The sequence below is a fragment of the Streptomyces sp. CRN 30 genome (assembly GCF_034105845.1).
The window spans coordinates 1-21,094 of record NZ_JAVRHI010000396.1; the positions used below are offsets into that span (position 1 = coordinate 1).

Annotated in this window: 28 protein-coding genes; 19 read left to right on the plus strand and 9 right to left on the minus strand. The window is 68.0% G+C overall.

Annotation, left to right across the window (positions count from 1 at the left end; all coding sequences use genetic code 11):
• Positions 1-100 (minus strand): CarD family transcriptional regulator (locus tag UW392_RS42820; protein WP_320778885.1); only part of this gene is annotated, 100 nt, incomplete at its 3' end.
• A gap of 751 nt (positions 101-851) precedes the next feature.
• Here UW392_RS42820 and UW392_RS42825 point away from each other — a divergent pair.
• Positions 852-1,532 (plus strand): DUF461 domain-containing protein, encoded by a 681-nt coding sequence (locus tag UW392_RS42825; RefSeq protein WP_320780707.1) that lies wholly within the window; start codon positions 852-854, stop codon positions 1,530-1,532.
• Positions 1,533-1,703: 171 nt separating this feature from the next.
• On the opposite strand, the gene UW392_RS42830 is transcribed toward UW392_RS42825, so the two are convergent.
• Both UW392_RS42830 and UW392_RS42835 read right to left on the minus strand, forming a co-directional pair.
• Positions 1,704-2,384 carry a response regulator transcription factor gene (locus tag UW392_RS42830; protein WP_320780708.1) on the minus strand — a complete coding sequence of 227 codons (681 nt, stop codon included), beginning with the start codon at positions 2,382-2,384 and terminating at the stop codon, positions 1,704-1,706.
• Entirely contained in the window at positions 2,381-3,634 is a 1,254-nt protein-coding gene (locus UW392_RS42835; protein WP_320780709.1) for a sensor histidine kinase, read from the minus strand. Before UW392_RS42835 ends, UW392_RS42830 begins: the two co-directional genes overlap by 4 nt.
• Before the next feature lie 309 nt (positions 3,635-3,943).
• On the opposite strand from UW392_RS42835, the gene phoU reads away from it, so the two are divergent.
• From phoU to UW392_RS42855, 4 genes are all read left to right on the plus strand, one after another.
• Complete coding sequence (gene phoU, locus UW392_RS42840; RefSeq protein WP_320780710.1) at positions 3,944-4,645, plus strand: phosphate signaling complex protein PhoU; 702 nt, start codon at positions 3,944-3,946, stop codon at positions 4,643-4,645.
• 192 nt (positions 4,646-4,837) lie between these two features.
• Positions 4,838-4,987: a hypothetical protein gene (locus UW392_RS42845; RefSeq protein ID WP_320780711.1), complete on the plus strand. Its 150-nt coding sequence runs from the start codon at positions 4,838-4,840 to the stop codon at positions 4,985-4,987.
• Positions 4,988-5,123: 136 nt separating this feature from the next.
• Positions 5,124-5,372, plus strand: a complete 249-nt coding sequence (locus UW392_RS42850) for an SCO4226 family nickel-binding protein (protein WP_320780712.1) — start codon at positions 5,124-5,126, stop codon at positions 5,370-5,372.
• Between the two features lie 118 nt (positions 5,373-5,490).
• Complete coding sequence (locus tag UW392_RS42855) at positions 5,491-5,904, plus strand: hypothetical protein (RefSeq protein ID WP_320780713.1); 414 nt, start codon at positions 5,491-5,493, stop codon at positions 5,902-5,904.
• Between the two features lie 12 nt (positions 5,905-5,916).
• On the opposite strand, the gene UW392_RS42860 is transcribed toward UW392_RS42855, so the two are convergent.
• Complete coding sequence (locus UW392_RS42860; protein WP_320780714.1) at positions 5,917-6,075, minus strand: hypothetical protein; 159 nt, start codon at positions 6,073-6,075, stop codon at positions 5,917-5,919.
• A 50-nt stretch (positions 6,076-6,125) separates the two neighbouring features.
• On the opposite strand from UW392_RS42860, the gene UW392_RS42865 reads away from it, so the two are divergent.
• Entirely contained in the window at positions 6,126-6,581 is a 456-nt protein-coding gene (locus UW392_RS42865; protein ID WP_320780715.1) for a hypothetical protein, read from the plus strand.
• Positions 6,582-6,713: 132 nt separating this feature from the next.
• On the opposite strand, the gene UW392_RS42870 is transcribed toward UW392_RS42865, so the two are convergent.
• Complete coding sequence (locus tag UW392_RS42870; RefSeq protein WP_320780716.1) at positions 6,714-7,181, minus strand: pyridoxamine 5'-phosphate oxidase family protein; 468 nt, start codon at positions 7,179-7,181, stop codon at positions 6,714-6,716.
• Between the two features lie 868 nt (positions 7,182-8,049).
• Between UW392_RS42870 and UW392_RS42875 the strand changes: the two genes are divergently transcribed.
• The 4 genes from UW392_RS42875 (at position 8,050) to UW392_RS42890 (ending at position 12,010) form a co-directional block, all read left to right on the plus strand.
• Complete coding sequence (locus UW392_RS42875) at positions 8,050-8,394, plus strand: hypothetical protein (protein ID WP_320780717.1); 345 nt, start codon at positions 8,050-8,052, stop codon at positions 8,392-8,394.
• Between the two features lie 11 nt (positions 8,395-8,405).
• Entirely contained in the window at positions 8,406-10,436 is a 2,031-nt protein-coding gene (locus UW392_RS42880; protein WP_320780718.1) for an NACHT domain-containing protein, read from the plus strand.
• Between the two features lie 221 nt (positions 10,437-10,657).
• The gene (locus UW392_RS42885; protein WP_320780719.1) at positions 10,658-11,533 is read left to right on the plus strand and encodes an IS5 family transposase; all 876 of its coding nucleotides are present in this window, start codon (positions 10,658-10,660) and stop codon (positions 11,531-11,533) included.
• A gap of 39 nt (positions 11,534-11,572) precedes the next feature.
• Positions 11,573-12,010, plus strand: coding sequence for an ankyrin repeat domain-containing protein (locus tag UW392_RS42890; protein WP_320780720.1), 438 nt, complete (start codon positions 11,573-11,575; stop codon positions 12,008-12,010).
• Positions 12,011-12,216: 206 nt separating this feature from the next.
• Here the strand turns inward: UW392_RS42890 and UW392_RS42895 are convergent, their stop codons facing one another.
• From UW392_RS42895 to UW392_RS42905, 3 genes are read right to left on the minus strand one after another with little or no spacing between them, the layout of a single operon-like run.
• Positions 12,217-12,657, minus strand: coding sequence for a hypothetical protein (locus UW392_RS42895; RefSeq protein WP_320780721.1), 441 nt, complete (start codon positions 12,655-12,657; stop codon positions 12,217-12,219).
• Between the two features lie 57 nt (positions 12,658-12,714).
• On the minus strand, positions 12,715-13,143 hold the full coding sequence (locus UW392_RS42900) for an ATP-binding protein (RefSeq protein ID WP_320780788.1): 429 nt from the start codon (positions 13,141-13,143) through the stop codon (positions 12,715-12,717).
• A 46-nt stretch (positions 13,144-13,189) separates the two neighbouring features.
• Positions 13,190-13,597 (minus strand): NUDIX hydrolase, encoded by a 408-nt coding sequence (locus UW392_RS42905; protein ID WP_320780722.1) that lies wholly within the window; start codon positions 13,595-13,597, stop codon positions 13,190-13,192.
• A gap of 107 nt (positions 13,598-13,704) precedes the next feature.
• On the opposite strand from UW392_RS42905, the gene UW392_RS42910 reads away from it, so the two are divergent.
• Positions 13,705-14,490, plus strand: coding sequence for a GntR family transcriptional regulator (locus UW392_RS42910; protein ID WP_320780723.1), 786 nt, complete (start codon positions 13,705-13,707; stop codon positions 14,488-14,490).
• A gap of 25 nt (positions 14,491-14,515) precedes the next feature.
• Here the strand turns inward: UW392_RS42910 and UW392_RS42915 are convergent, their stop codons facing one another.
• On the minus strand, positions 14,516-14,818 hold the full coding sequence (locus tag UW392_RS42915; protein WP_320780724.1) for a hypothetical protein: 303 nt from the start codon (positions 14,816-14,818) through the stop codon (positions 14,516-14,518).
• 262 nt (positions 14,819-15,080) lie between these two features.
• Here UW392_RS42915 and UW392_RS42920 point away from each other — a divergent pair, with 262 nt between their 5' ends.
• The 8 genes from UW392_RS42920 to UW392_RS42955 all read left to right on the plus strand — a co-directional run bounded on the left by UW392_RS42920 (position 15,081) and on the right by UW392_RS42955 (position 21,027).
• Entirely contained in the window at positions 15,081-15,437 is a 357-nt protein-coding gene (locus UW392_RS42920) for a hypothetical protein (protein WP_320780725.1), read from the plus strand.
• The gene (locus UW392_RS42925) at positions 15,437-16,813 is read left to right on the plus strand and encodes an FtsK/SpoIIIE domain-containing protein (RefSeq protein ID WP_320780726.1); all 1,377 of its coding nucleotides are present in this window, start codon (positions 15,437-15,439) and stop codon (positions 16,811-16,813) included. Before UW392_RS42920 ends, UW392_RS42925 begins: the two co-directional genes overlap by 1 nt.
• 88 nt (positions 16,814-16,901) lie before the next feature.
• A complete protein-coding gene (locus UW392_RS42930) occupies positions 16,902-17,600 on the plus strand; it encodes a DUF2637 domain-containing protein (RefSeq protein ID WP_320780727.1) in 699 nt (232 codons plus the stop codon).
• Positions 17,601-17,612: 12 nt separating this feature from the next.
• Complete coding sequence (locus tag UW392_RS42935; protein ID WP_004986816.1) at positions 17,613-17,804, plus strand: mobile element transfer protein; 192 nt, start codon at positions 17,613-17,615, stop codon at positions 17,802-17,804.
• Between the two features lie 15 nt (positions 17,805-17,819).
• Positions 17,820-18,014: a hypothetical protein gene (locus tag UW392_RS42940; RefSeq protein ID WP_189214719.1), complete on the plus strand. Its 195-nt coding sequence runs from the start codon at positions 17,820-17,822 to the stop codon at positions 18,012-18,014.
• 229 nt (positions 18,015-18,243) lie between these two features.
• Positions 18,244-19,548 carry a replication initiator gene (locus UW392_RS42945; RefSeq protein WP_320780728.1) on the plus strand — a complete coding sequence of 435 codons (1,305 nt, stop codon included), beginning with the start codon at positions 18,244-18,246 and terminating at the stop codon, positions 19,546-19,548.
• Positions 19,541-19,780 (plus strand): helix-turn-helix domain-containing protein, encoded by a 240-nt coding sequence (locus UW392_RS42950; protein WP_320780729.1) that lies wholly within the window; start codon positions 19,541-19,543, stop codon positions 19,778-19,780. Before UW392_RS42945 ends, UW392_RS42950 begins: the two co-directional genes overlap by 8 nt.
• A complete protein-coding gene (locus UW392_RS42955; protein ID WP_320780730.1) occupies positions 19,780-21,027 on the plus strand; it encodes a tyrosine-type recombinase/integrase in 1,248 nt (415 codons plus the stop codon). The genes UW392_RS42950 and UW392_RS42955 overlap by 1 nt, the downstream gene beginning before the upstream one ends.
• The last annotated feature ends 67 nt before the right edge of the window (positions 21,028-21,094 follow it).

Below are 21,094 nucleotides of genomic sequence, written 5' to 3' on the forward strand. Positions count from 1 at the left end.
AGGTCTTGTCCACGCCTTTGATCTGGCGAGTTTCGATAGCCTCGATCAGCGCGGCCCCGTGATGGGGATAGACCACGGTGTCGCCAACCTTGAACGTCATGTGACAGGTACCCCTTCCGTGGCTATCCAGGGTAACACGGATACGGCGTCTTCTGAATGGCGTTTTCGCAGGTCAGGGCATATCTCGGGGCTTGACAACAGCAACAGGAACGTGCTTCGGACGGCGAACGGAACAGGGTATTCGCAGGTCGGAGCGTCTCTGCAGGCGGGGTGAAACGCGTACGTTACACACATCCGGAGCTTGCCGGAGACGCCCGAACGTCCCGTTATGTCCGCCTCCATGTGTGCGACGTGCGCTACTCCGTTCGGCGACCTGAGTCGGGTACGAGCCGAATCCGGAATTGATCAAGCCACATGTTGTTCCAGCCGTTGTGCGACCGCCGTAACCGGCACTCACGACGTGGCCGTTCTCGCCGCCGATCTTCCGGTCGCCGTTCCGGACGCGTATCTCCTCGGTGATCGCCCGGTGATCGATTTTCTGGTCCCGTCCCGCATTCCGCACCGGAAATCCGCAGGGCGGATGCCCGGGACACCGCCGCCGCTAATGCGAATGGCGGACGGCAGGCTTCGCCGACATCCATCCGAACGAGCGGGCCCGATGCGCGAGAGGGAGCAGTGACGCGAAATCGCGTGCCCCTGCCCGGGGGAAGCCGCACTCTTGGGGAGGGTCGGGTGCCGCGCCCGGGGGACGGCTCGGTAACCTGAGGCCGCTGACCAACCCTTAGGGCGGCTTTACCTCGGTACGGCCGCCCGCCTCCCGTACCGCCCACGTTCAAGGAGTTGCCGCCGCCGTGAGCAGCAGCCTTCGACGCGGCGCCCTCGCCGCCGCCGCCATCGCGTTCTCGATCGCCTCGCTCGCCGCGTGCGGTGCCGGCCACAACGCCCAGTCGTTGAACATCGTGCCGGACCAGGCCATGACCGCCGTCGGTGACATCAAGGTCCAGAACGCAGTCGTCATCACCCAGCCCGACCGCGAGTCGACGGGTCCGGCGGTCGTCTCCGCGACCCTGTTCAACAACGGCAGGAGCGACCAGACGATCGACTCCATCACCGTGGACGGCACCGGCAAGACCGCCGAGATCCACCCCGCGGAGGGCAGCGGCAAGCTGACCGTCCCGGCCGGCGGCCACGTCGTCCTCGGTGGTGAGGGCAACGCCGCCGCGGTACTCCCGAGCAGCCGTGAGGCCATCCAGGACGGCAACGCCCAGGAGATCACGTTCAACTTCAGCGAGACCGGTGAGGTGAGCCTGCCCGCGCTCGTCGTCCCGGCCGAGAGCTACTTCACCGGGTGGGGCCCGAGCGAGGTGCCCGACGCCGCCGCCTCGCCCTCCGAGTCCGGTGCGCCCTCCGAGTCCGGTGCGCCCGTCGAGACGCCGTCCGACTCCGCGTCCGCCTCCGCCTCGGCGGGCGAGACCGGCGACGCGGACCCCGACGTGCGGCCCTCCGGCTCCGACCCGCGCGACGGCGAGTGATCCACCGTACGGCGCCCGCGCGGCGCCGTACGGGCGAAGGGCGGCACCCCCGTGTGGGGGTGCCGCCCTTCCTCTTGCCTCGGTGCCTCGGTGCCTCGGACCGTACGTCCCTCGGACCGTGCGTCCCTCGGACCGTACGTCCGTGCGTCCGTGCTGGCGGGTGCGTCCGGTCTACGGCTCGAACTTGTAGCCCAGGCCGCGCACGGTCACCAGGTAGCGGGGCGCGCCCGGGTCCGGCTCGATCTTGGCGCGCAGCCGCTTGACGTGGACGTCGAGGGTCTTGGTGTCGCCCACGTAGTCGGCGCCCCACACGCGGTCGATGAGCTGCATGCGGGTCAGGACGCGGCCGGCGTTGCGCAGCAGCATCTCCAGCAGGTCGAACTCCTTGAGCGGGAGGTCGATCTTGGAGCCCGCGACCGTGACCACGTGCCGGTCGACGTCCATGCGGACCGGACCGGCCTCCAGCGCGGCCGGGGCGACCTCCTCGGGCTCTCCCCGGCGGCGCAGTACGGCACGGATGCGCGCGACCAGCTCGCGCGAGGAGAACGGCTTGGTGACGTAGTCGTCGGCTCCTATTTCCAGGCCCACGACCTTGTCGATCTCACTGTCCTTGGCGGTGACCATGATCACCGGGACGTTGGAGCGGCCGCGCAGCTGGCGGCAGACCTCGGTGCCCGGCAGGCCGGGCAGCATCAGGTCGAGGAGGACGAGGTCGGCGCCGTTGCGCTCGAACTCGTCGAGGCCGTCGGGGCCGGTGGTCGCGATGGCGACCTCGAAGCCCTCCTTGCGGAGCATGTAGGACAGGGCGTCGGAGAAGGATTCCTCGTCCTCGACGACGAGCACTCGGGTCACGGAAGGACCTCCGGGGCGGGAAGCGATGCGTACGGGGATGGTTCGTGGGACTGCCCGTCCTCGTCGTCGAGGCGGGGCTGCTGTTGCGTTCGGTCGCGGGCCGCACCCGCCTCCGGCAGCCTCAGGGTGAACGTGGAGCCCTGACCCTCGGAGCTCCACACCGTGACCTCCCCGCCGTGCGAGGCGGCCACGTGTTTGACGATCGCGAGCCCGAGGCCCGTACCACCGGTGGCACGGGAGCGGGCCGGATCGACGCGGTAGAAGCGCTCGAAGATACGCTCCTTGTCCTTGTCCGAGATGCCGATGCCCTGGTCGGTCACCGCCACCTCGATCAGTTCGCCGCCCGGTGCGGACACCCGGCGCGCGGCGATGCCGACGCGGGTACGGGCGGGAGAGTAGTTGACGGCGTTCTCGACGAGGTTGCCGAGGGCGGCGGCGAGCTGGCCGCGGTCGCCCCACACGTGCAGGTCCGCCGTCCCGCCGGCCGCCATGGTGATCTGTTTGGTCCCGGCCTGGTGGCGGCACCGGTCGATGGCCTCGGCGACGAGCTCGTCGACGCGCACCGGCTCGGCGTCCTCCAGCGGGTCGTCGTTCTGCACCCGGGACAGGTCGATGAGCTCCTGCACCAGGTTGGTCAGTCGGGTGGCCTCTATCTGCATGCGGCCGGCGAAGCGCTGCACGGCCTCCGGGTCGTCGCTGGCGTCCATGACGGCCTCGGAGAGCAGGGAGAGCGCGCCGACCGGGGTCTTCAGCTCATGGCTGACGTTGGCCACGAAGTCGCGCCGTACGGCCTCGATGCGACGGGCCTCCGTCAGGTCCTCCACCAGCAGCAGCACCAGCCGGGAGCCGAGCGGCGCGACGCGCGCGGACACGGCGAGGGCCTCGCCGCGGCCGGTGCCGCGCCGCGGCAGGTCCAGCTCGACCTGGCGTATCTCACCGTCCCGGCGGGTGTCCCGGGCCATCTGCAGCATCGGCTCGACGGCCAGCCGCCCGCCGCGCACCAGCCCGAGGGCGTACGCGGCGGAGCTGGCCTTGACCACGGAGTCCGCCTCGTCGAGCACGACGGCGGAGGAGCGGAGCACGGACAGCACGGTGTCGACGCCGGGCGGCAGCACCGGGTCGGTGTGCAGCGAGGACCGGGTCGGACGCTTCTGCTCGCGCTCACTGAAGCGGAATGCCAGCACGGCGATCACCCCGGTGAGCAATCCGGCGATCGCCGCCACTGCGGCGACCGCCGCGTTCACGTCCATGCGTCCAGGTTAGGCACGAGATCGCGCCCGTCCACAGCCATCCGAGTGCGACCTGAAGCACTCGTCGCCCAGAGTTCACCTTGGAGCCAGTGGTGATTCATTTGGGATGCCGGAAACGGACGCGTGCGGGGCCGAACGTGGGAGCGTGGGGTTCCAGGGGCCGTGTTCCGGCCGGGGCTCGCACCGGGGGGTGACACCGGGACCTGCACCGGAGTGACACCGGGGCCTGCACCGGCGGAGCTGTCGCGGGCGATACCCACCGGAATCCGGGAACCCGATAGCCGACACAAAGAGGAAGAGAGACCCCAGATGCGGGACGCGTACCACGAGGAACTGGACTCGATCGGCGAGAGCCTGGTCGAGATGGCCCGGCTGGTCGGGTCGGCGATCGGGCGCGCCACCACGGCGATCCTCGACGGCGACCTGAAGCTGGCGGAGCACGTCATCGAGGCCGACAAGAAGGTCGACGACCTGCAGCACGAGCTGGAGGCGCGCGCGATAGCCCTGCTGGCCCGTCAGCAGCCGGTGGCCACGGACCTCCGCATCGTCGTGACCTCGCTGCGCATGAGCGCGGACCTGGAGCGTTCGGGCGACCTGGCCCAGCACGTGGCGAAGCTGGCCCGGCTGCGCTTCCCGCAGCGCGCGGTCCCGCAGGACCTGCACGCCACGATCCTGGAGATGGGCCAGCTCGCCCAGCGGCTGATGGCGAAGGCCGCCGAGGTCATCGTCACCAAGGACGTGGACCTGGCGCTGCAGCTGGAGCAGGACGACGACGAGATGGACCTGCTGCACCGCACGCTGTTCCAGCACCTGATCGACGACCGCTGGAAGCACGGCATCGAGACGGCCGTCGACGTGACCCTGCTGGGCCGCTACTACGAGCGTTTCGCCGACCACGCGGTGTCGGTCGCCAAGCGGGTGGTGTACCTGGTGACGGGTGAGCACGCGGACGACCTCCAGGCGGACGTCCAGTCCGGCATCCAGCCGGTCACGGGGGTCGAGGGGGCCTGAGCCACCACGCGGCGGAGCCCCCGTGCGCCGCCGCGTGCGCCGTTCCCGCTCCGGGTCGGAGGGGCATTCCATGGAGTGTGGGCCGTGGGGTGTGGGCACGCCGCTCCGCGCTTCGTACTCCGCGCCTCGTGCTCCACGTTCCATGCTCCTTGCTCCATCCCTCACCCTCCGTCCGAGAAGGGACCCGGACCCATGGCCGAACCCACCATCCCCGACCCCGTCCAGGCACGCGAGACGCAGCAGCCCGCCGACGCCAGGACCCTGCCGGTCCTCGGCGCCTGCGGCTGCGGCTCGGGCTGCGGCTGCGGCTGCCAGTCGGGAGGCCCTTGCCAGTGCGGCTGACCGTACGTGTCCGTACGGCTGAGGCCGTGGGGCCGACGGTGTACGTAGTGGAGGGCCCCGGGAGTGTTCCGGGGCCCTTCTTCTGGGAGCAGCATGGGGGCAGGAGTCCGTCCCGAGTAAGGAGGTGGAGGGAGCCATGGCGAAGTACATGGACGTCCACCACGGAATGCAGGGCATCACGGCCGATCAGCTCCGCGAGGCCCACGAGGCCGACCTCGCCGTGGAGAAGGACGAGGGCGTGCACTTCGAGAGGACCTGGGCGGACCCGCGGTCCGGCACGGTCTTCTGCCTCTCGGAGGCGCCCTCGGCCGAAGCGGTCCAGCGTGTGCACGACCGCGCCGGTCACAAGGCGGACGAGCTGTATCCGGTGCCGTTGACGATGTGAGCCGTCGGTCCGGCCGTGCCGCTGCCGCGGGTGCGCATCGCTCGGGGCCGCGATACTCGGACGGAAATGAGTATGTGCGCGCTGGTCGGGCCACAGGGCGGACCGAGACGCTGGGGGCATGGAACAAAGACGACCGGGACTCGCGTCCCGACTGCTGACCTACCTCGTGCCGGCCGTGGCGGCGTCCGCCCTGTGGGCCGCCTGGCTGGGCTGGGACCAGCACCATGACGTACAGCCCGACGGCTCGGTGACGGGCCCGTACGAGGCGTGGCAGGTGATCGGGCTGGCCCTGACCCTGCTGGCACCGGTGTACTGGGCGGTGTCCCGGCACCGCAACGCGGCCGCCGCGCTCGGCGTTCCGGTCGGCCTGGCCGTCGCCGCGGCCTACGACTGGTCGGACGACGCCAGCGGCCTCTTCGCGATCGGCGTGGGCATCCTGCTGCTGGGCAGCCTCGCGGCGACCGCCGCCGTGTCCGCCGTGATCGCCTCGGTGAAGCGGGGAGGTCCTCCGACGGTCGCCGTCGCCGAGTGAGCGGCGGGCACGCTACGCGCGCCTGTCCCGCCTACGGCGCCGCAGCGGCGCCGTCACCCACATCGTCAGTCCGATGACGGACAGGAGGACCGTCCCCCCGATGACCGTGGGGACGGCCACCATGAGGAGGAGACCAACAAGCAGCTCCGCCCATGTGGGTTCCTCTTCCATCGAGCTTCCTCCCTGCCCTGCAAAAAGGGGACACAGTGTTGCTGCCTCTGATGGGCGTGCTGCTGCTCATCGCTCTGGCCACTGCGGCGGCGGGCATCGTGACCGTCGTCCTGATGCTGAACGCCCCGCCCCTGCCACCGGCCCGATTTCTTGCGGTCCTCAGTCTGACCTTCAGCTCTTCGGCTGTGACGCTGTACTGCTACGGCTGGTTCTCCATCGCCTTCGGAGCACCGTTCCCCGACCTGTGCGAGAGCCGGAGCGTCTCCGGTGCCGACTTGACGAGCATCGAGGAGGCGTACTGGCCGCTGCGCAGCGCCTGCGTCTACGCCGACGGCTCGACGGTGGAGCACGTCTCCTCGTCGATCACCGCGCTTGTCTGCGTACTGGCAGGTCTCGCCGTCGTGGCGGGTTGTGCGGGCGCGGCGTTGCGCGGTCGGGGGCGGTCACACCGGTTGCGCACGGTTCTGGGGGACGACGCCACCGGGCGGGACCGGTCACTGAAGTAGCCGCAGTACCTCTGCGATCACTGTGCGCATACGTGGTCCCGGCCGGTCGAGGACGGCCTGGACGTCCATGACGCGCGGCTGAGGCCGACCGGACATCGACCATTGCTGGGGTGCGTGAGCGGCGGCCGGCCGTTACTCCAGCCACACCCCGTCGCGCATGATGACCCTCCCGCGCAGTTCCGGCTCGCCGCGCCAAGCGCGCACGGTCCTCGGGATCACGCGTACGTACAGGAAGGCGCCGTCTTCCGCGCGTGGATCCCACCCGAACTTGTGGGCGAACGCCTCCGCCGCGCCATCGGGCACTACCTGGTCCGGGAACCACTCGGCCTCACCTTGGAGGAGCACCACGTCGAAGGTGTCCGGCAGCGCCAGGCGCACGCGCGGCTCTTCGCGGACGTTCCGTGCGGTCACGGAAGTGGCGCTGGTGCACATCCACACTGCTCGCCCGTCCCACAGGAACCACAGCGGCACCTGATGCGGCCCGTGCTCAGGGTGAGCCGTCGACACCCATACGTCCCGTTCGCTGACGAGTCGCTCCAGAGCATCGCGCCTACGCTCCGCCGTCTGGCGACGGACGGTTCCCGTGGTCTCGGTGTCCATGAGGACGGAACCTAGCCAAGCGGGCGCGAAGCGCGCCTGAGGCGCAGGACCTACTTCCGACGACCGATACACCGGGTCAGGGCTGGTACCAGTGGAGTTGGCCATGGTCGAGCGGCGGTGCCACAGGGTCAGCGAGATGGCGGCTGGGTGTGAGGCGGCGCGGGTCGGGCGTGACCGGGGCCGGCAGTGACCGACTGCTACCAGTGGCTCTGGCCTCGAAAAGCCCCCTGCCTACGGAGAACCCGCAGGCAGGGGGCTTACGCGTACGTGCTTACTTCTTCTTGCCCTGGGTCTTGTCGGGGATCTTGGGGAGCTGGGTTTTTGCTGGTCGGGGAGGGTGAGCCCGTGCGCCTGGTGGTCGTCGTTGGTCGTTATTGGCTGCTGTCGAGCGACCTCGGACGGCCCAGGGACGGCCCAGCTTCGCCGTGGTCGACGACGGCGGGCTCCCTCGATGCGGCCCGCCTGAACCTCAGTTGGCGACAGTCAGCCACGACGGCGAGGACGCCGACCGACCAGGCGCGCGTGTGCCTCGCTGCACCACAACTGGACTCAGCCACGCCGCTGGCGCCGTTGATCAGAGCAAGACATGGCGTCCAGCCCGTGACGACGGTGCCAGAGCACTCAGCTTGGGAAGCTCAGGTGGTCTGAGGTTGCGCATCCGCCTGCCCTGCGGCGGGGCAGCAGTGCACTCCAGCCCATCGCCGCCCTGACCCCCGGTGTCTCCCGCGCCTCCACGTGCCATCTGACACGTGGCCAGCACGGACGACAGCTGGACTGCGTTGACGATCCTTGTTGGCGCAAACCACCACTCGAGCCTCTGTGTCTGTGGCAGGATTATGCAGTTGAGACCTGGCCATCGGGGGGAACCATGGAACTTGTCCATCTCGCTGACGCGGCGGCGGCCGCCTACGTGACGGGCCTCTCTACGCACGCGGCAGCGGCTACAGACGCCGCGGCCCGATCATGGTTCGAGCGACTTCGCACGTTCCTGACATCACGTAGCAGCATCGCCCTGGCATTGGGGTCAGACGAGGAGAATCTCTCCGCTGCAATCTTGAGAGCACTGCGGGAGAACCCCGAGGACGCCCAGGAGCTGGAGCAGCTTCTTTCTAGGCCGGGCTCGAAGATTGAGGGTGCCGGAACAGTCTACGGTGACGTGACACTCAGGGGTAAGTATGTCGCAGGTCGCGACATACGATTCGACCGCCAGTAAGAAGCCCACCCATGCTCAAACGCTGGAGTCGGCTGCGCAAAAAAGGCGGAAGTAACGGCGCGAAGACGATATATGGAGATGTCGAAATATCGGGCCACTTTGCCGCAGGTAGAGACATCAAAATCCGTAAGCTGGCAGCCAACTTGCCCAGCCTCTGGCGTGAAAGTCGAGCCGACAAAGTACGCCAACGACTAGTGACTGCACTGCTGCCGCAGTGGCTTGCCGAAGAGGACCTGTGGTCCGGAGATGATGGTCCAGAGTTCCCGGTTACGGCGAGATATGGCGTGGGATATGTTGCGCACCCGCGCAGAGAGATTGCGACTCTTCCCGGGGCAACCAGCGGTAAGTATATATCAGGCACTGAAGCGGCCTATGCTTTCGAATCATCCCTAGGGCGCCTGCTTGTGCTCGGTGAGCCCGGGGCCGGTAAGACTTACATTATTCGTCGTGTTATGCGGCACTCCCTAGAAAGGGCTAAGGAAAACCCGCATGATCCCATCCCATTCTACCTCCATGTCTCATCGTGGCTGGGGCCCCGACGGGACATAAAAGAGTGGGTTATTGACACACTTAACCGACAGTACGGGATTCACGAGCAGTATCTTCAGAGCTGGTTCGCGGACGGGGAACTAGCTCTCTTCATTGACGGCCTTGACGAACTTGGCCTTCGCCAGCGCCGGGAATGCATAGTTGCACTTAACAAGTTCCTATCCAGCTATCCGAACCTGGAAGCAGTCGTAGCGTGCAGGAAGAGAGAATATGAAGATGCCAGGAAGTTCCTCGCGCTGCGCGGATCGATTGATTTAAATCCGATCAAAGTGCAGGACCTGGTAGGCGCCGTAAGCACTTTTGGTCCGGATTTCGAGCAGCTCCTGAAGGGAATCCAAGGCAGTCGCGCATTTCGCTCCTTGTTGCAGAATCCTCTTTTCCTCCGTCTGGCGTTGATCACCTATCGCAATGCTGAAGCGATTGGCGTTACTGAGTCGCGCGACATCGAGTCAGCTTTGCTGAGGGAGTACATATCACACTGCGAGAAACGCGCAAATCTCAACCTACATGGCCCTGTCCAGACTTCTTGGCTAGCGAGTATTGCCCAGACACTGAGAGTGCGGAAGCTCGTTGCCTTTTATCCAGACCGGACGGTGGTCGAACACTTCCCTGCAACCCTTGAGCCTACTCTAAAAAGAGCAATGCTTTGGTCATGTTTTTTAGCATTCATTGTTCCGACCATTGCGGTTCGCTTCGTCATGACCGCCTCGGCTGAAGAGTCGACTGTTCGACCCGTATACTGGGCTCTCACATTCCTTTTTCCTCTCACCTTTGGCTACCTAGCAGTCAAAATAGCTAAGGACGAGTTGCCGTTATCCCCAGTATCTCGCACGACGGCGGCGCGAAAGAATGTGAAGCTGTTCTTCAAGCGACTGATTGCCGTATTCGTTGCTCAAGGAATCGTTGCAGCTCTACTAATTCCGTTTGCGGGTAATGCTACAGTCGACACTATCGTTGTAATCGGATTCCCTTGCTCGATGATGTGGCCTCCAATGCGCATGATCTGGTCCTCAGAGCGGGCCGAAAGATCACGCATGCCCCTCTTCCCGGGAGAGGAGTTGGCAAGCCTGCGGCGGGCGGCGTTGACTGTGGGCCTTCTTGTTGGCGGCGGTTTCTACGCCTGCGTAAGTTTGTCGATGTACGCTCTATACCCGGCTCTCGAGTCAGCCTTGCTCTTTCAGCCTGGTGTCAACACCCTGTTTTATGCTGTACCCATTGGCCTGCTTGCCGCCCTGAAGAATGGTGGCGCTGACCTGATTAGGCGCCATCTGTGCATGGCAATCATGGTACGAAGGGGACTCCTCCCTAAAAGGTACTTCAAGGTACTTGAGTCTCTGCGGAAGTCATCAATCTTGATTCCCCGTCTGGGCTCATTTGAGTTCCGTCACCTGATGGTTCGCGACTACCTGGCTAAGAAAGCGCCAGACAATCTGGTTCCGCGTCGCAATATTTCGCTTGTTGATGACCGTGATGCTGATTCTCGATGGACATGAGAGGTCGACGGAACGGCTTTGAGCTGGAGCTGCTTTGGCGCGAGTGGTCATGGTCCCATAAGCTTCCGGCGCGTCGGGCAGTCTGTGGACCTGCCCGCTAAAGCACGACGTTGGGGCCATGATCTGCAAGGCTCGCGCCGCAGTGGTACTCAAAGCCATGGAGCCGATCGCCCTAGGCCATGTATCGAAAGTGGATCTTGGGTTGTGCATGATCACAGATCATGGGTCGGGGAGATCTCACAGACGAACAGTGGGCGGTGCTGGAAACACTGTTGCCGAAGGGTGCCAGGGCGGGGCGGCCACCGATCTGGCCTCGACGGCAACTGATCGACGGCATACGGTTCCGGGTCCGAACCGGAGTGCCGTGGCGAGACATCCCGGTCGGATACGGACCGTGGAACCGGGTCTACGACCTGTTCCGCCGGTGGCAGCGGGACGGCACATGGCACCGGATCCTCACCCGGCTCCAGTCCCCGGCCGACGCGAAAGGCGCGATCACGTGGGAACTGAGCGTCGACTCCACAGTGTGCCGCGCTCATCAGCATGCGGCCGGGGCCCGCAAGCAGGGTGATTTGCAGAAGGAACCACCGGGCGGTGTGTTCACCGAGCCGAATGATCACGGGTTGGGACGCTCGCGCGGCGGGTTCACCACCAAGCTGCACCTGGCCGTCGAGCAAGGCCAGAAGCCTATGTCGATCGTGGTGACCGCCGGGCAGCGCGGGGACTCACCGCAGTTCGAACCCGTGCTGGAGAAGGTTCGCGTGCCTCGCATCGGGCCGGGCCGGCCACGCGTCCGCCCCGATCGCGTGCGGGCCGACAAGGCGTACGCCTCCCGCAAAAACCGCGCCTACCTGCGCCGACGCGGGATCCGCTGCACCATCCCCGACAAGGCAGACCAGGCACGCAACCGCCAGAAGCTCGGCTCCCGTGGCGGCCGGCCGCCGCATTTCGATCCGGCCGACTACCGCGAGCGCCACGCGGTCGAGTGTGGGATCAATCGCCTCAAGCGACACCGAGCCGTGGCCACGAGATACGACAAACTCGCCGTCCGCTACGAAGCCACTGTGCTGGTCGCGGCGATCAACGAATGGATATGAATGGCTCCGGCGTACTCATAATCGCTAGCCTCACCGGCTATGAAGCAGCGCCAGCAGAAGAAGCTCTCCCGCCACCTCTTCGAAGCAGTCCTGGCAGGTGACGCCATGCGCACGAAGGCCCTGCTGCGCAGTGGAGCGAGTCCAGAGAGACGGAACAGTGACGGCACCACTCCGCTGTACCTGGCTTCAGTGCAGGGCGAAGCCGAGATAGCTCGTTTGCTCATCGAAGCCGGGGCTTCTCCCGACACCGAAAGCAGCGGCCTCGGCTCTGAGGGCACACCGCTCTGCGCAGCCGCCTGCTGGGGGCACACCGAAACGATCCGGCAGTTGTTGACGCATGGCGCCGATCCCAACCTTCGCGAAGACCACGGCACAGGCAAGTCCCCGCTGGACTGGGCGAACAGCGGCCCTCACCCTGACACTGCCGAGATCCTTCGGGCAGCAGGGGCGCAACCGGCAACTCACCCAACTCCGTAGCTAGCGCGCCTCAGCACTCACTTTCGTAACAGGGCCTAGCGGCGACCTATCCCTCCTCTGGCATCAGGCGGCTGATGGCTATGCGCGCGGCACGGACGCCGGCCGGGCTGGAGCGGGGCGGAGACAGGAGCGCAGGCCCGGCCGGGGGCCGGGCCGCGCGCGGGGAGCGGAGCGAGCCGCCTTGAACCAGTAGAGAAGGTTGTAACTCAGTCGGCAGCGCTGGGCCGTTCAGCTTCACCTGAGCTATGAGCGTCCGGCTCCGCCTGGTCTTGGTCGTGAGGGTTGTGGTGCACGGCGCGGAACTCGTCGAGCAGCTCGAAGAACTCCTTCAGGGCGGGTCTGTTCTCCTGCTTCGCTACTCGCTCGATCTCGGCAGCCCAGCGCAGAGAACTGTGGTAGCCCAGTCGTTGCCACAACCACTCCGAGAAGGGTGCTGAGCCCCCGGGAGTCCAGAAGTCGAAGGGCTCCTCGATGTCGTGCACTCCGAGGGCGACGCGGTAACCGGTGAGCATGGAGTCCAGGTGCAGCAGCGAGCTGCGGTGGACCCACATGCCGGGACGCAGCCGTATCTCATCCAGGAAGTCGTACACACCAGAAAGCTCAGCGAGCTGCCTGGGCGCGGATCTTGCTACATCGGCCTCCGTCATGCGAGCACCCTAGTGAGAACAGGGTGCAGTCGAGGTACGGCTGCGGCGGATCGATCGTCAGCGGGGATGGCCTTCTGGGCCTGGGCCCGTGTAGAGCTCCGCGGTGACCGTGTAGCCGTCCTGGCTGTCGTGAACCACGACCCGGTGCGCGACCACGCTGACCATGTTCAGGCCCCGGCCGTGTACAGCGTCGTCTCCAGGGTGCTCCGCCTTCGGGGCGCTGTCCGCGCCTCCCTCGTCCGTCACGGACAAGGCGATCACCTGCGGGGACACCGCGAGCGAGAGGTAAAAGCTTCCGTGTTCCCGGCCGCTTGCTGTGTGGAGGATCGCGTTGGAGCTCAGCTCGCTCACGATCAGGGCGGCCTCTTCTGCCAGTGGGGAGTCCCGCAGGATGTCCCGCGTCCAGCGGCGGGCCCGGCTCACCTCTTCCGGGAAACCTGGGCAAGTGAGGCCCCAGACTCGGGCAGTGCTCGTATACTCGTGCATACAAGTTCCTTCGTGCTGGTAGGCCGCCATGTGCAGCGGGATCGGGCTAGACGAGTTTCACGCCGTCGTGCGCGCGGACGGCCGGCGGGGACATCGCATCGAGTGCGTCCAGGACGCGGATCGCGTACGCCTCTTCGGCGAGCTCCATGACCTCTTCGCGGGTGGCCCAGCGCAGTGCGCGGGTCTCGTCCCCGGTGGTGGGTTCGCCGTCGACAGCCTGACAGCGGAAAACCAGCGAGACGATCAGGCCGGTCATGTTCTTGTAGACACCGGTCAGGGTCGCCGGGAGCTCGATCTTGATGCCGGTCTCTTCGAGGACTTCGCGCTGGAGGGCCTCGGGGATGGTTTCCTCGCGTTCGAGGATGCCGCCCGGGGGTTCCCAGTGGCCGTTGTCGCGGCGCTTGATCAAGAGGGCCCGGCCCTGGTCGTCGACGATGACTCCGGCGACGCTCACGGAATGCGGACGGTCAGCGGTCACGTTCCTCGGCCCTCTCGGCTGGCTAGGCTCTCCACCGTAGCAACAGCACTCGCCCACTCGTCTAGATACCTAAAGGAGTAAGCGTGACGTCTCTATCGAGCCACCTCGGCGCCCTCGACCCCACGAGTGATCGTGCGGTCTTCCGGCAGATCGCCGACCAGCTGCGCGAGGCCATCGACCGCGGGCGATTCAGTGAGGGCGAGAAGCTGCCCTCGGAGGCCGAGCTGGTGGAGCACTACGGGGTGTCCCGGATGACGGTGCGGAACTCCTTCTCCGTTCTCCAGGGTGAGGGCCTGGTCCATGCCGAGCACGGCAAGGGTGTGTTCGTGCGGCCCCGGCCGCCGGTGCGGCGGCTCGCCTCCGACCGATTCGCCCGCCGCCACCGCGAGCAGGGGAAGTCCGCGTTCATCGTGGAGGCCGACGCCGTAGGCAGTCACCCGAAGGTGGACAGCCTGGAGGTGAAGGAGGAGAAGGCCGGCCAGGACATCTCCACCCGCCTCGGGTCCGTGCGGCGGGTACTCGCCCGGCGGCGCCGGTATCTCCTCGACGGCCGGCCTGTGGAGTTCGCCACCTCCTACCTCCCGCTCGACATCGCCCGCGGCACGCAGATCGCCGAGCCCAATCCGGGTCCCGGCGGCATCTACGCCCGGCTGGAGGAACTCGGTCACCACCTCGACCACTTCGAGGAGGAGATCCGGGCCCGGATGCCCTCGCCCGCCGAGGTCAAGACGCTCCAGCTCGCCTCCGGCGTGCCCGTGATCCACCTGATCCGTACCGCCTACGACACCGAGAACCGGGCCGTGGAAGTCTGCGACACGGTCATGGCAGCAGACGCATACGTCCTCTCCTACCAGCTCCCGGCAACGTGATCACATGAGCGGGAAGGTGTCGGCGCTAGGCGGTGGGGTCCGCCGCGACCTTTGCCTCGGAGGGCCCGAACGTGGAGCTGATGTTGTTCCACATGAACTCCTTCCGCCACTCCGACGTGCCGGCCGCCCAGCCGAGGAGCGCCCGGAGCACCTTCTCCTGCGAGATGGTCTGCGTCTGGTAGTGCTCGGCTGCAACGCCGTCCCGGTACTCGAGCTGGTACGTGTTGTTCTGGCGCAACAGAACCTGGATGTACCAGTCCCCGGCAAGGTCCTCGTCCTGTCGTTCAACGACCATGTGCTCGTTGTCGCGACTCAGGTTCGCGAGCATGGTGCCTATCGTCGGCTTCGAAGGACGCTTCACTCTGTGACCCCGTGCGCTCATAGCAATCAGCATGACCCGAGCCTGCCTGCAAGGTCTGACAATCGCGGCCTTCGGGCGGCCGTGCGCAGCGGCCTCGTCCAACTCGTACACCCCGACACGCATACTCGTATAGACGAGTGGGCAAGTTGTGTGTCAGAGTGGTCCCCGTTCCCGGCGAGATCGGGTTCGAAGACTGCATCTTGTATAGACGAGTAGACGGGAAGAAGCCTTGCGCACCATCCGTGTGGAGACCTCGGCCGCGACGATCCTGCTGACCGAGGCGCCCGAGCCCAAGGTCCGGGACCGGCAGACGGGCGAGATCGCCAAGGACGCCAACAGCGGAGAGGCGCTGATGACGATCGGCGTCGTCTACATCGAGGAGGGGGAGTCGTCCCTGATCAAGGTGACCGTGCCTGAGAGCGGAGTGTCGGAAGGGCTCCCGCTCGGCTCGCCGGTCTCGCTGCCGGGACTGGTGGCCCGACCCTGGGAGAGCGTGTTCAACGGCCAGCAGCGCCACGGCATCGCCTACCGTGCCGCCGCTGTGACCCCGGCCGCCTTCCCGGCCGCCATGGGGGCCACGGCCTGATGACCGATCTGACGACGCTTCTGGAGGTGGGTGGTCCCGTCGCCGCACTCGGCGGTGGGGCCGCCTACGCCCGGGCCAAGCACCCCGGCGTCTACTGGTCCACGGTCGGCCTGCCGCTCTCCACCGCCCGGCTGCTCAGCTCGTACAGCTCGGTCATGGAAGCCTGCGGACTGACCGTCGCTCCGTCCCGGCTGCGGATGCTGGCGGTGCAGGCCACCACTCGCCGTGAGGTTCGGCCTGTACCGCCGCGTCGCGGCCTCATCCGGCCCACCTCGACCGGGCTGCGGCTTCGGCTGCGGCTCGCTCCCGGGCAGGAACCGGCCGACGTGGCCGCCTCCGCCGAGAGGCTGCGGCACGCCTGGGGCGTCCACGCCGTGTACGTGACCCTGGTCAAGCCCGGCGTCGTGGACCTGCGGCTCGTCGGCTTCGACGTGCTGCGGCGGGTCCGGATGCCGCGCAAGTCGGCGGCCGGGTTCCTGAGGATTCCGGTGGCGCTGCGGGAGGACGCCACGCCCTTCGTACGCGACTACCGGGCCGTGCCGCACGGGCTCACCCTGGGCGCCACGCTCTCGGGCAAGTCCATGTACCTGCGCCACCTCGTCGCCGGACTCGCCCGCCAGCCGGTCGCCCTGGTCGGCATCGACTGCAAGCGTGGCGTCGAGCTGGCGCCCTTCGCCCCGCGGCTGTCGGCGCTGGCCACCGACCCCGATCAGGCCGCCGAGCTGCTGCCCGTGCTCATCAGGGAGATGGAGGACCGCTACGACCTGATCAAGGCCCGGCAGGGCATCGCGCCGGGCACGCCGGACGAGGAACTGACCTCCGACATCTGGGGCCTGCCCGAGCACGAACGCCCGACTCCCATCGTGCTGTTCGTGGACGAGGTGGCCGAACTCTTCCTCACCGCCACGAAGAAGGAGGAGGAACGCCGGGACGAGATGGTCACCCAGCTCATCCGCCTCGCCCAGCTCGGCCGCGCGGCCGGCATCTACCTGGAGGTCTGCGGGCAGCGCTTCGGCGCCGAACTCGGCAGGGGCGCGACCATGCTGCGGGCCCAGCTCACCGGCCGGGTCTGCCACCGCGTGAACGATGAAGCCTCCGCCAAGATGGCGCTCGGCGATATCGCCCCCGAAGCGGTCGCCGCCGCCTGCGCCATCGCGGCCGAACGGCCCGGCCTCGCCGTGGCCGGTGACACCTCCGGCGGATGGTCCCGCATCCGCACGCCGTACCTCTCCCTCGCCGACGCCGCCGAGATCTGCCACGCCTCGGCCCACCTGGTCCCCGACCTGCCCGCGCTCACGCCCTTCCGGCCCGCCGTGCCCGCACGGCCGGTCGCGCCACCGGCCCCGGTCCTCCGGCCGCGTCCGGTGACCGACTGATCTACAACCCCTCTCCACCCGGTCAGCGTGACCGTCTCGCGCCACGTCCCTACCCCTCCCCTGCCCCGAATCCGTAAGGAGCCGCAGAATGCGCGCCCTGCTGGCCCGCGTCGACGCGGTGCTCGTCCAGGCGGTCATCGCCGCCGCGCTGTCCTTCGCCCACCTGCATGACATCGCCCTGGCGGCCGGTCAGGACGGGTGGAAGGCGTGGGCCTACCCGATCTCGGTCGACCTGCTGCTCGTCGCTGCCTGGCGTCGGCTGCGGTCCGGCGACGCGAAGGCGGCCGGGTGGTGCTGGTTCGTCATCGCGCTCGCCGCGTCCCTGGGTGCGAACGTCGCCACCGCCGGGCTGCTTGACATGGACCACGTACCGGCCTGGCTCCGCATCCTCGTCGCAGGCTGGCCCGCGGTCGCCTTCCTCGGCGGCACCCTCCTCGCCCACTCGGCGCCACCCCCGCACAACGAGACCGAGGCCACCGAGGACCAGGGCGAGGAGGAACACAAGGAGGTCGACGCCTCGAAGAATCCCGGCCCCATTGAGGTCGAGGTCCAGGAGGACGCGCCCGTTCCCGCCTTACCGGAGCTCCCGGCGCCACCGGTCAACGAGCCGACACCCGTCCCGGCTCCTCCGCCGGCGGTCCCCGTCCCGGCCGCCCTGGTCGAGCACGCCCGCAAAGTCGCCACCGAGCACCACACCCGCACCGGCAGGGCCATCGACACCCCGACCCTGCGCGCCCGACTCGGCGTCCCCATGCCCATGGCCGACGCCATCGCCGCCCAGCTCTGAAAGGAGACCGACATGAGCGCCAACCGCCGCTTCCGCTCCGTCACCCGCATAGGCCCCGTCCAGGTCGGCACGTCCTACGACGGTCGCGGCCGCGAGAAGCACACTGCCGCCTGCACGGCCCCGCGCTGCGGCTTCTCCGCCGACTACGACAGCCGCGCCGCCGCCGAACTGGCCGCCCGTACCCACCGCTGCCCCGTCCGCTGAAAGGACCCCGCCCCCGTGACCGTCAGCCTGCCGCTCGTCCTCGTCCTCGGCTTCTTCGCCTGGGGAGCGGTCAAGTTCCTCGGCGTCCGCACCTGGGTCGTCGTACTGATCGCGTTGTTCGGCTTCTGGCTCTCGCAGACCTTCATGGCCCCGGCCATCGAGTCCGGCACGCGCTCCGGCGTGGACATCATCAACGGCTCACATGACTAGACGAGTAGGCAACAGCGGCCCCGCCGTGGTCCTGCGCTCCCTGCTCCGCGACCAGCACCACCGCTGACACCGACACACCAGACCCCCGGGACGGCCTCGATACCGCCAAGCATCCGCCGCCCCGGGGGCCCTGTCCCTCCTGACCGAAGCCAGAAGGAGAAGACCCATCATCACCCGCGCCACCCCGCCCCCGCTCCACGAACTCGGCGAACTGGCCGCACTCGGCACCATGCCCGCACTCCTGCGCCAGCTCTCCGGCCTCGGCGGCTGCACGCACCCGATCCGCCTCGACGGCCACCGCACCGAGTACGGCCTGAACACCCGCACCGGCGAGATCGGCAACGTCCTCCACCACCTCGACTCCTCCAGCCTCCCGGCCGGGAACCTCCTGGTGCGCTGCAACAACCGCCGCACCACCCGCTGCGCGGCCTGCGCGGAGGTCTACCGCCGCGACACCTTCCGCCTGATCACCTCTGGCCTGCGCGGCGGTAAGGGCGTCCCCGAACGCGTCGCCACCCACCCCCGCGTCTTCGCCACCTTCACCGCCCCCGGCTTCGGCCCTGTCCACAACCGCCCCACCGGCCCGGCCCGCACCGTCCGCCGCTGCCGCTGCGGCGCCCTCCACGACCCCGACGACCCCACCCTCGGCACTCCGCTCGACCCCGACACCTACGACTACGAGGCAGCCGTCCTCTGGAACGCGCACGCCGGTCCGCTCTGGCGGCGCTTCTCCATCTACCTGCGCCGTGAGGTCGCCAAGCGCGCCGGCCTCACCCAACGGGACTTCCGCGAGTACGCCCGGGTGTCCTTCGCCAAGGTCGCCGAGTACCAGAAGCGCGGCGCGGTCCACTTCCACGCCGTCATCCGCATCGACGGCCCCGAAGGTGGCGACACCCCGCCCCCGGCCTGGGCCACCGCCGACCTGCTCACCGACGCCATCCGCGCCGCCACCACCGCCGTGCAGGTCGACGGGCCCGTCATCGACGGTCGCGAGCACGTCTTCGCCTTCGGCCGCCAGCTCGACGTACGCACCATCCGATCCGCCGACTTCGACGGCGGCCAGGAGCTCACCGAACGGGCGGTGGCCGCGTACATCGCCAAGTACGCCACCAAGGGCGCCGAGACCGCGACCGGGGCCCTGGACCGGCCGCTGAAGTTCCTCGCCGAACTCGCCCAGCTCGACATCAGCGACCACGCCCGCCGCATGATCCGCACCGCCTGGGTCCTCGGCGCCCGCAAGGACCTGGAGGACCTCCGGCTCCGCGCCTGGGCCCACATGCTTGGCTTCCGCGGCCACTTCTCCACCAAGTCCCGCCGCTACTCCACCACCCTCGGCGCCCTCCGCGACGCCCGCGCCGCATGGCGCCGCGCCCAAGCCGCAGCGCATGCCGCAGACGGCGAGACCGAGCCGGAGACGACCTACGTCCTCGCGCACTGGGCCTACGCCGGTACCGGCCTCACCAACGCCGAAGCCTGGCTCGCCGAAACCCTCGAACCCGCCCCCGGAACTGAAGGAGAGCCCACCCATGGCTAGCCGCCGCCTCGCCGTCGCAGACGTGGCCGCCGAGTCGCGCGCCCTGCCATCGCGGTTCCTGACTCCTGACGACCTGGTGGCGATGTTCGGCCTGCCCAGCGTCGAGACGGTCTACCAGTGGCGCCGTAAGCGCACCGGTCCTCGCGGCTTCCGGGTCGGCCGGCACCTGCGCTTCGACCCGGCAGACGTACGCGCGTGGGTGGAGTCGCAGCTCAACGGGGCGGTTGCCTGATGGCCGGGCACGTTCAAGACCGCTGGTACAGAACCGAGACCGGCCCGGACGGGAAGGCTCGGAAGATCAAGACCGAGCGCTACGGGGCGGGCCTCCGCTACCGCGCTCGCTACGTCGGTCCGGATGGGACGGAGAAGTCCAAGAGCTTCCCCGACCGACAGAAGCGGCTCGCTGATCAGTGGCTGGCGCACATCGAGGCGGACATGGCGCGTGGGCAGTACATCGACCCTCGCGCCGCCCGGATCACGTTCCAGCAGTACGCCGAAACCTGGGTGGCCAGCCAGGGCGCCGATCCGAACACCCAAGCGTCGATGGAGTCGCAGCTCCGGCTGCACGCCTTCCCGTATCTGGGCACGCGTCCGCTCGGCTCCTTCCAGCCCGCGCACATCCGTGACTGGGTGCGCCAGCTCCAGCAGAACGGCGTCCGGGGGTCGTACGCGCGGACGATCTACTCCAACGTACGGGCTGCCCTGAGCGCGGCCGTGGACGACGGCCACCTTCCCCGGAACCCGTGCGCTGCCCGCTCGGTCCGGCCGCCGACCGTCGACACGAAGCGTGTGATCCCGTGGACGCCGGAGCGGGTCTTCGCCGTCCGGGGCGCCATGCCCGAGCGCTATCAGGCCATGGTCGACCTGGGCGCCGGTTGCGGGCTCCGCCAGGGCGAGATCCTCGGCGTGGCCGTCGACGCGATCGACTTCGAGTCGGACATGCTCCACGTTGTCCAGCAACTGAAGTTGAGCCGCAGCAAGGCCGTGTTCGCCCCGCCCAAGGGCGGCAAGCTGCGGGATGTGCCGCTGCCCGGGCCTGTCGCCGATGCGCTCCGGGAGCACGTGAAGCGGTTCCCGCCGGTCGAGATCACGTTGCCGTGGAAGGTGGCCGACGGCCCCCCTGTGACCAAGCGGCTGATCTTCACCGGGCCGCGGGGCGGGCACGTCTGGCGTACGTCGCTCAACGAGGAGGCGTGGAAACCGGCGCTCGCTGCGGCCGAAGTCATCCCGGTCCCCGAGCGCGGCCGGCCCTACGCCGAGTCCCGCGAGAACGGCATGCACGCGCTGCGGCACTTCTACGCGTCGGTGCTCCTGGACGCCGGGGAGAACATCAAGGCTCTCGCCGAGTACCTCGGCCACTCGGACCCGGGCCTGACGCTCCGCGTGTACGCGCACCTGATGCCGTCCAGCCAGGAGCGCACCCGCAAGGCTGTGGCCGCCGTCTTCGACACGGCCCAGGCGGAGCCGTCCCGCACCTGACGGCCCAGAGACGGCCCCAGCACAGCAACAAGCCCCCTACCCGCGGAGAACCCGCAGGTAGGGGGCT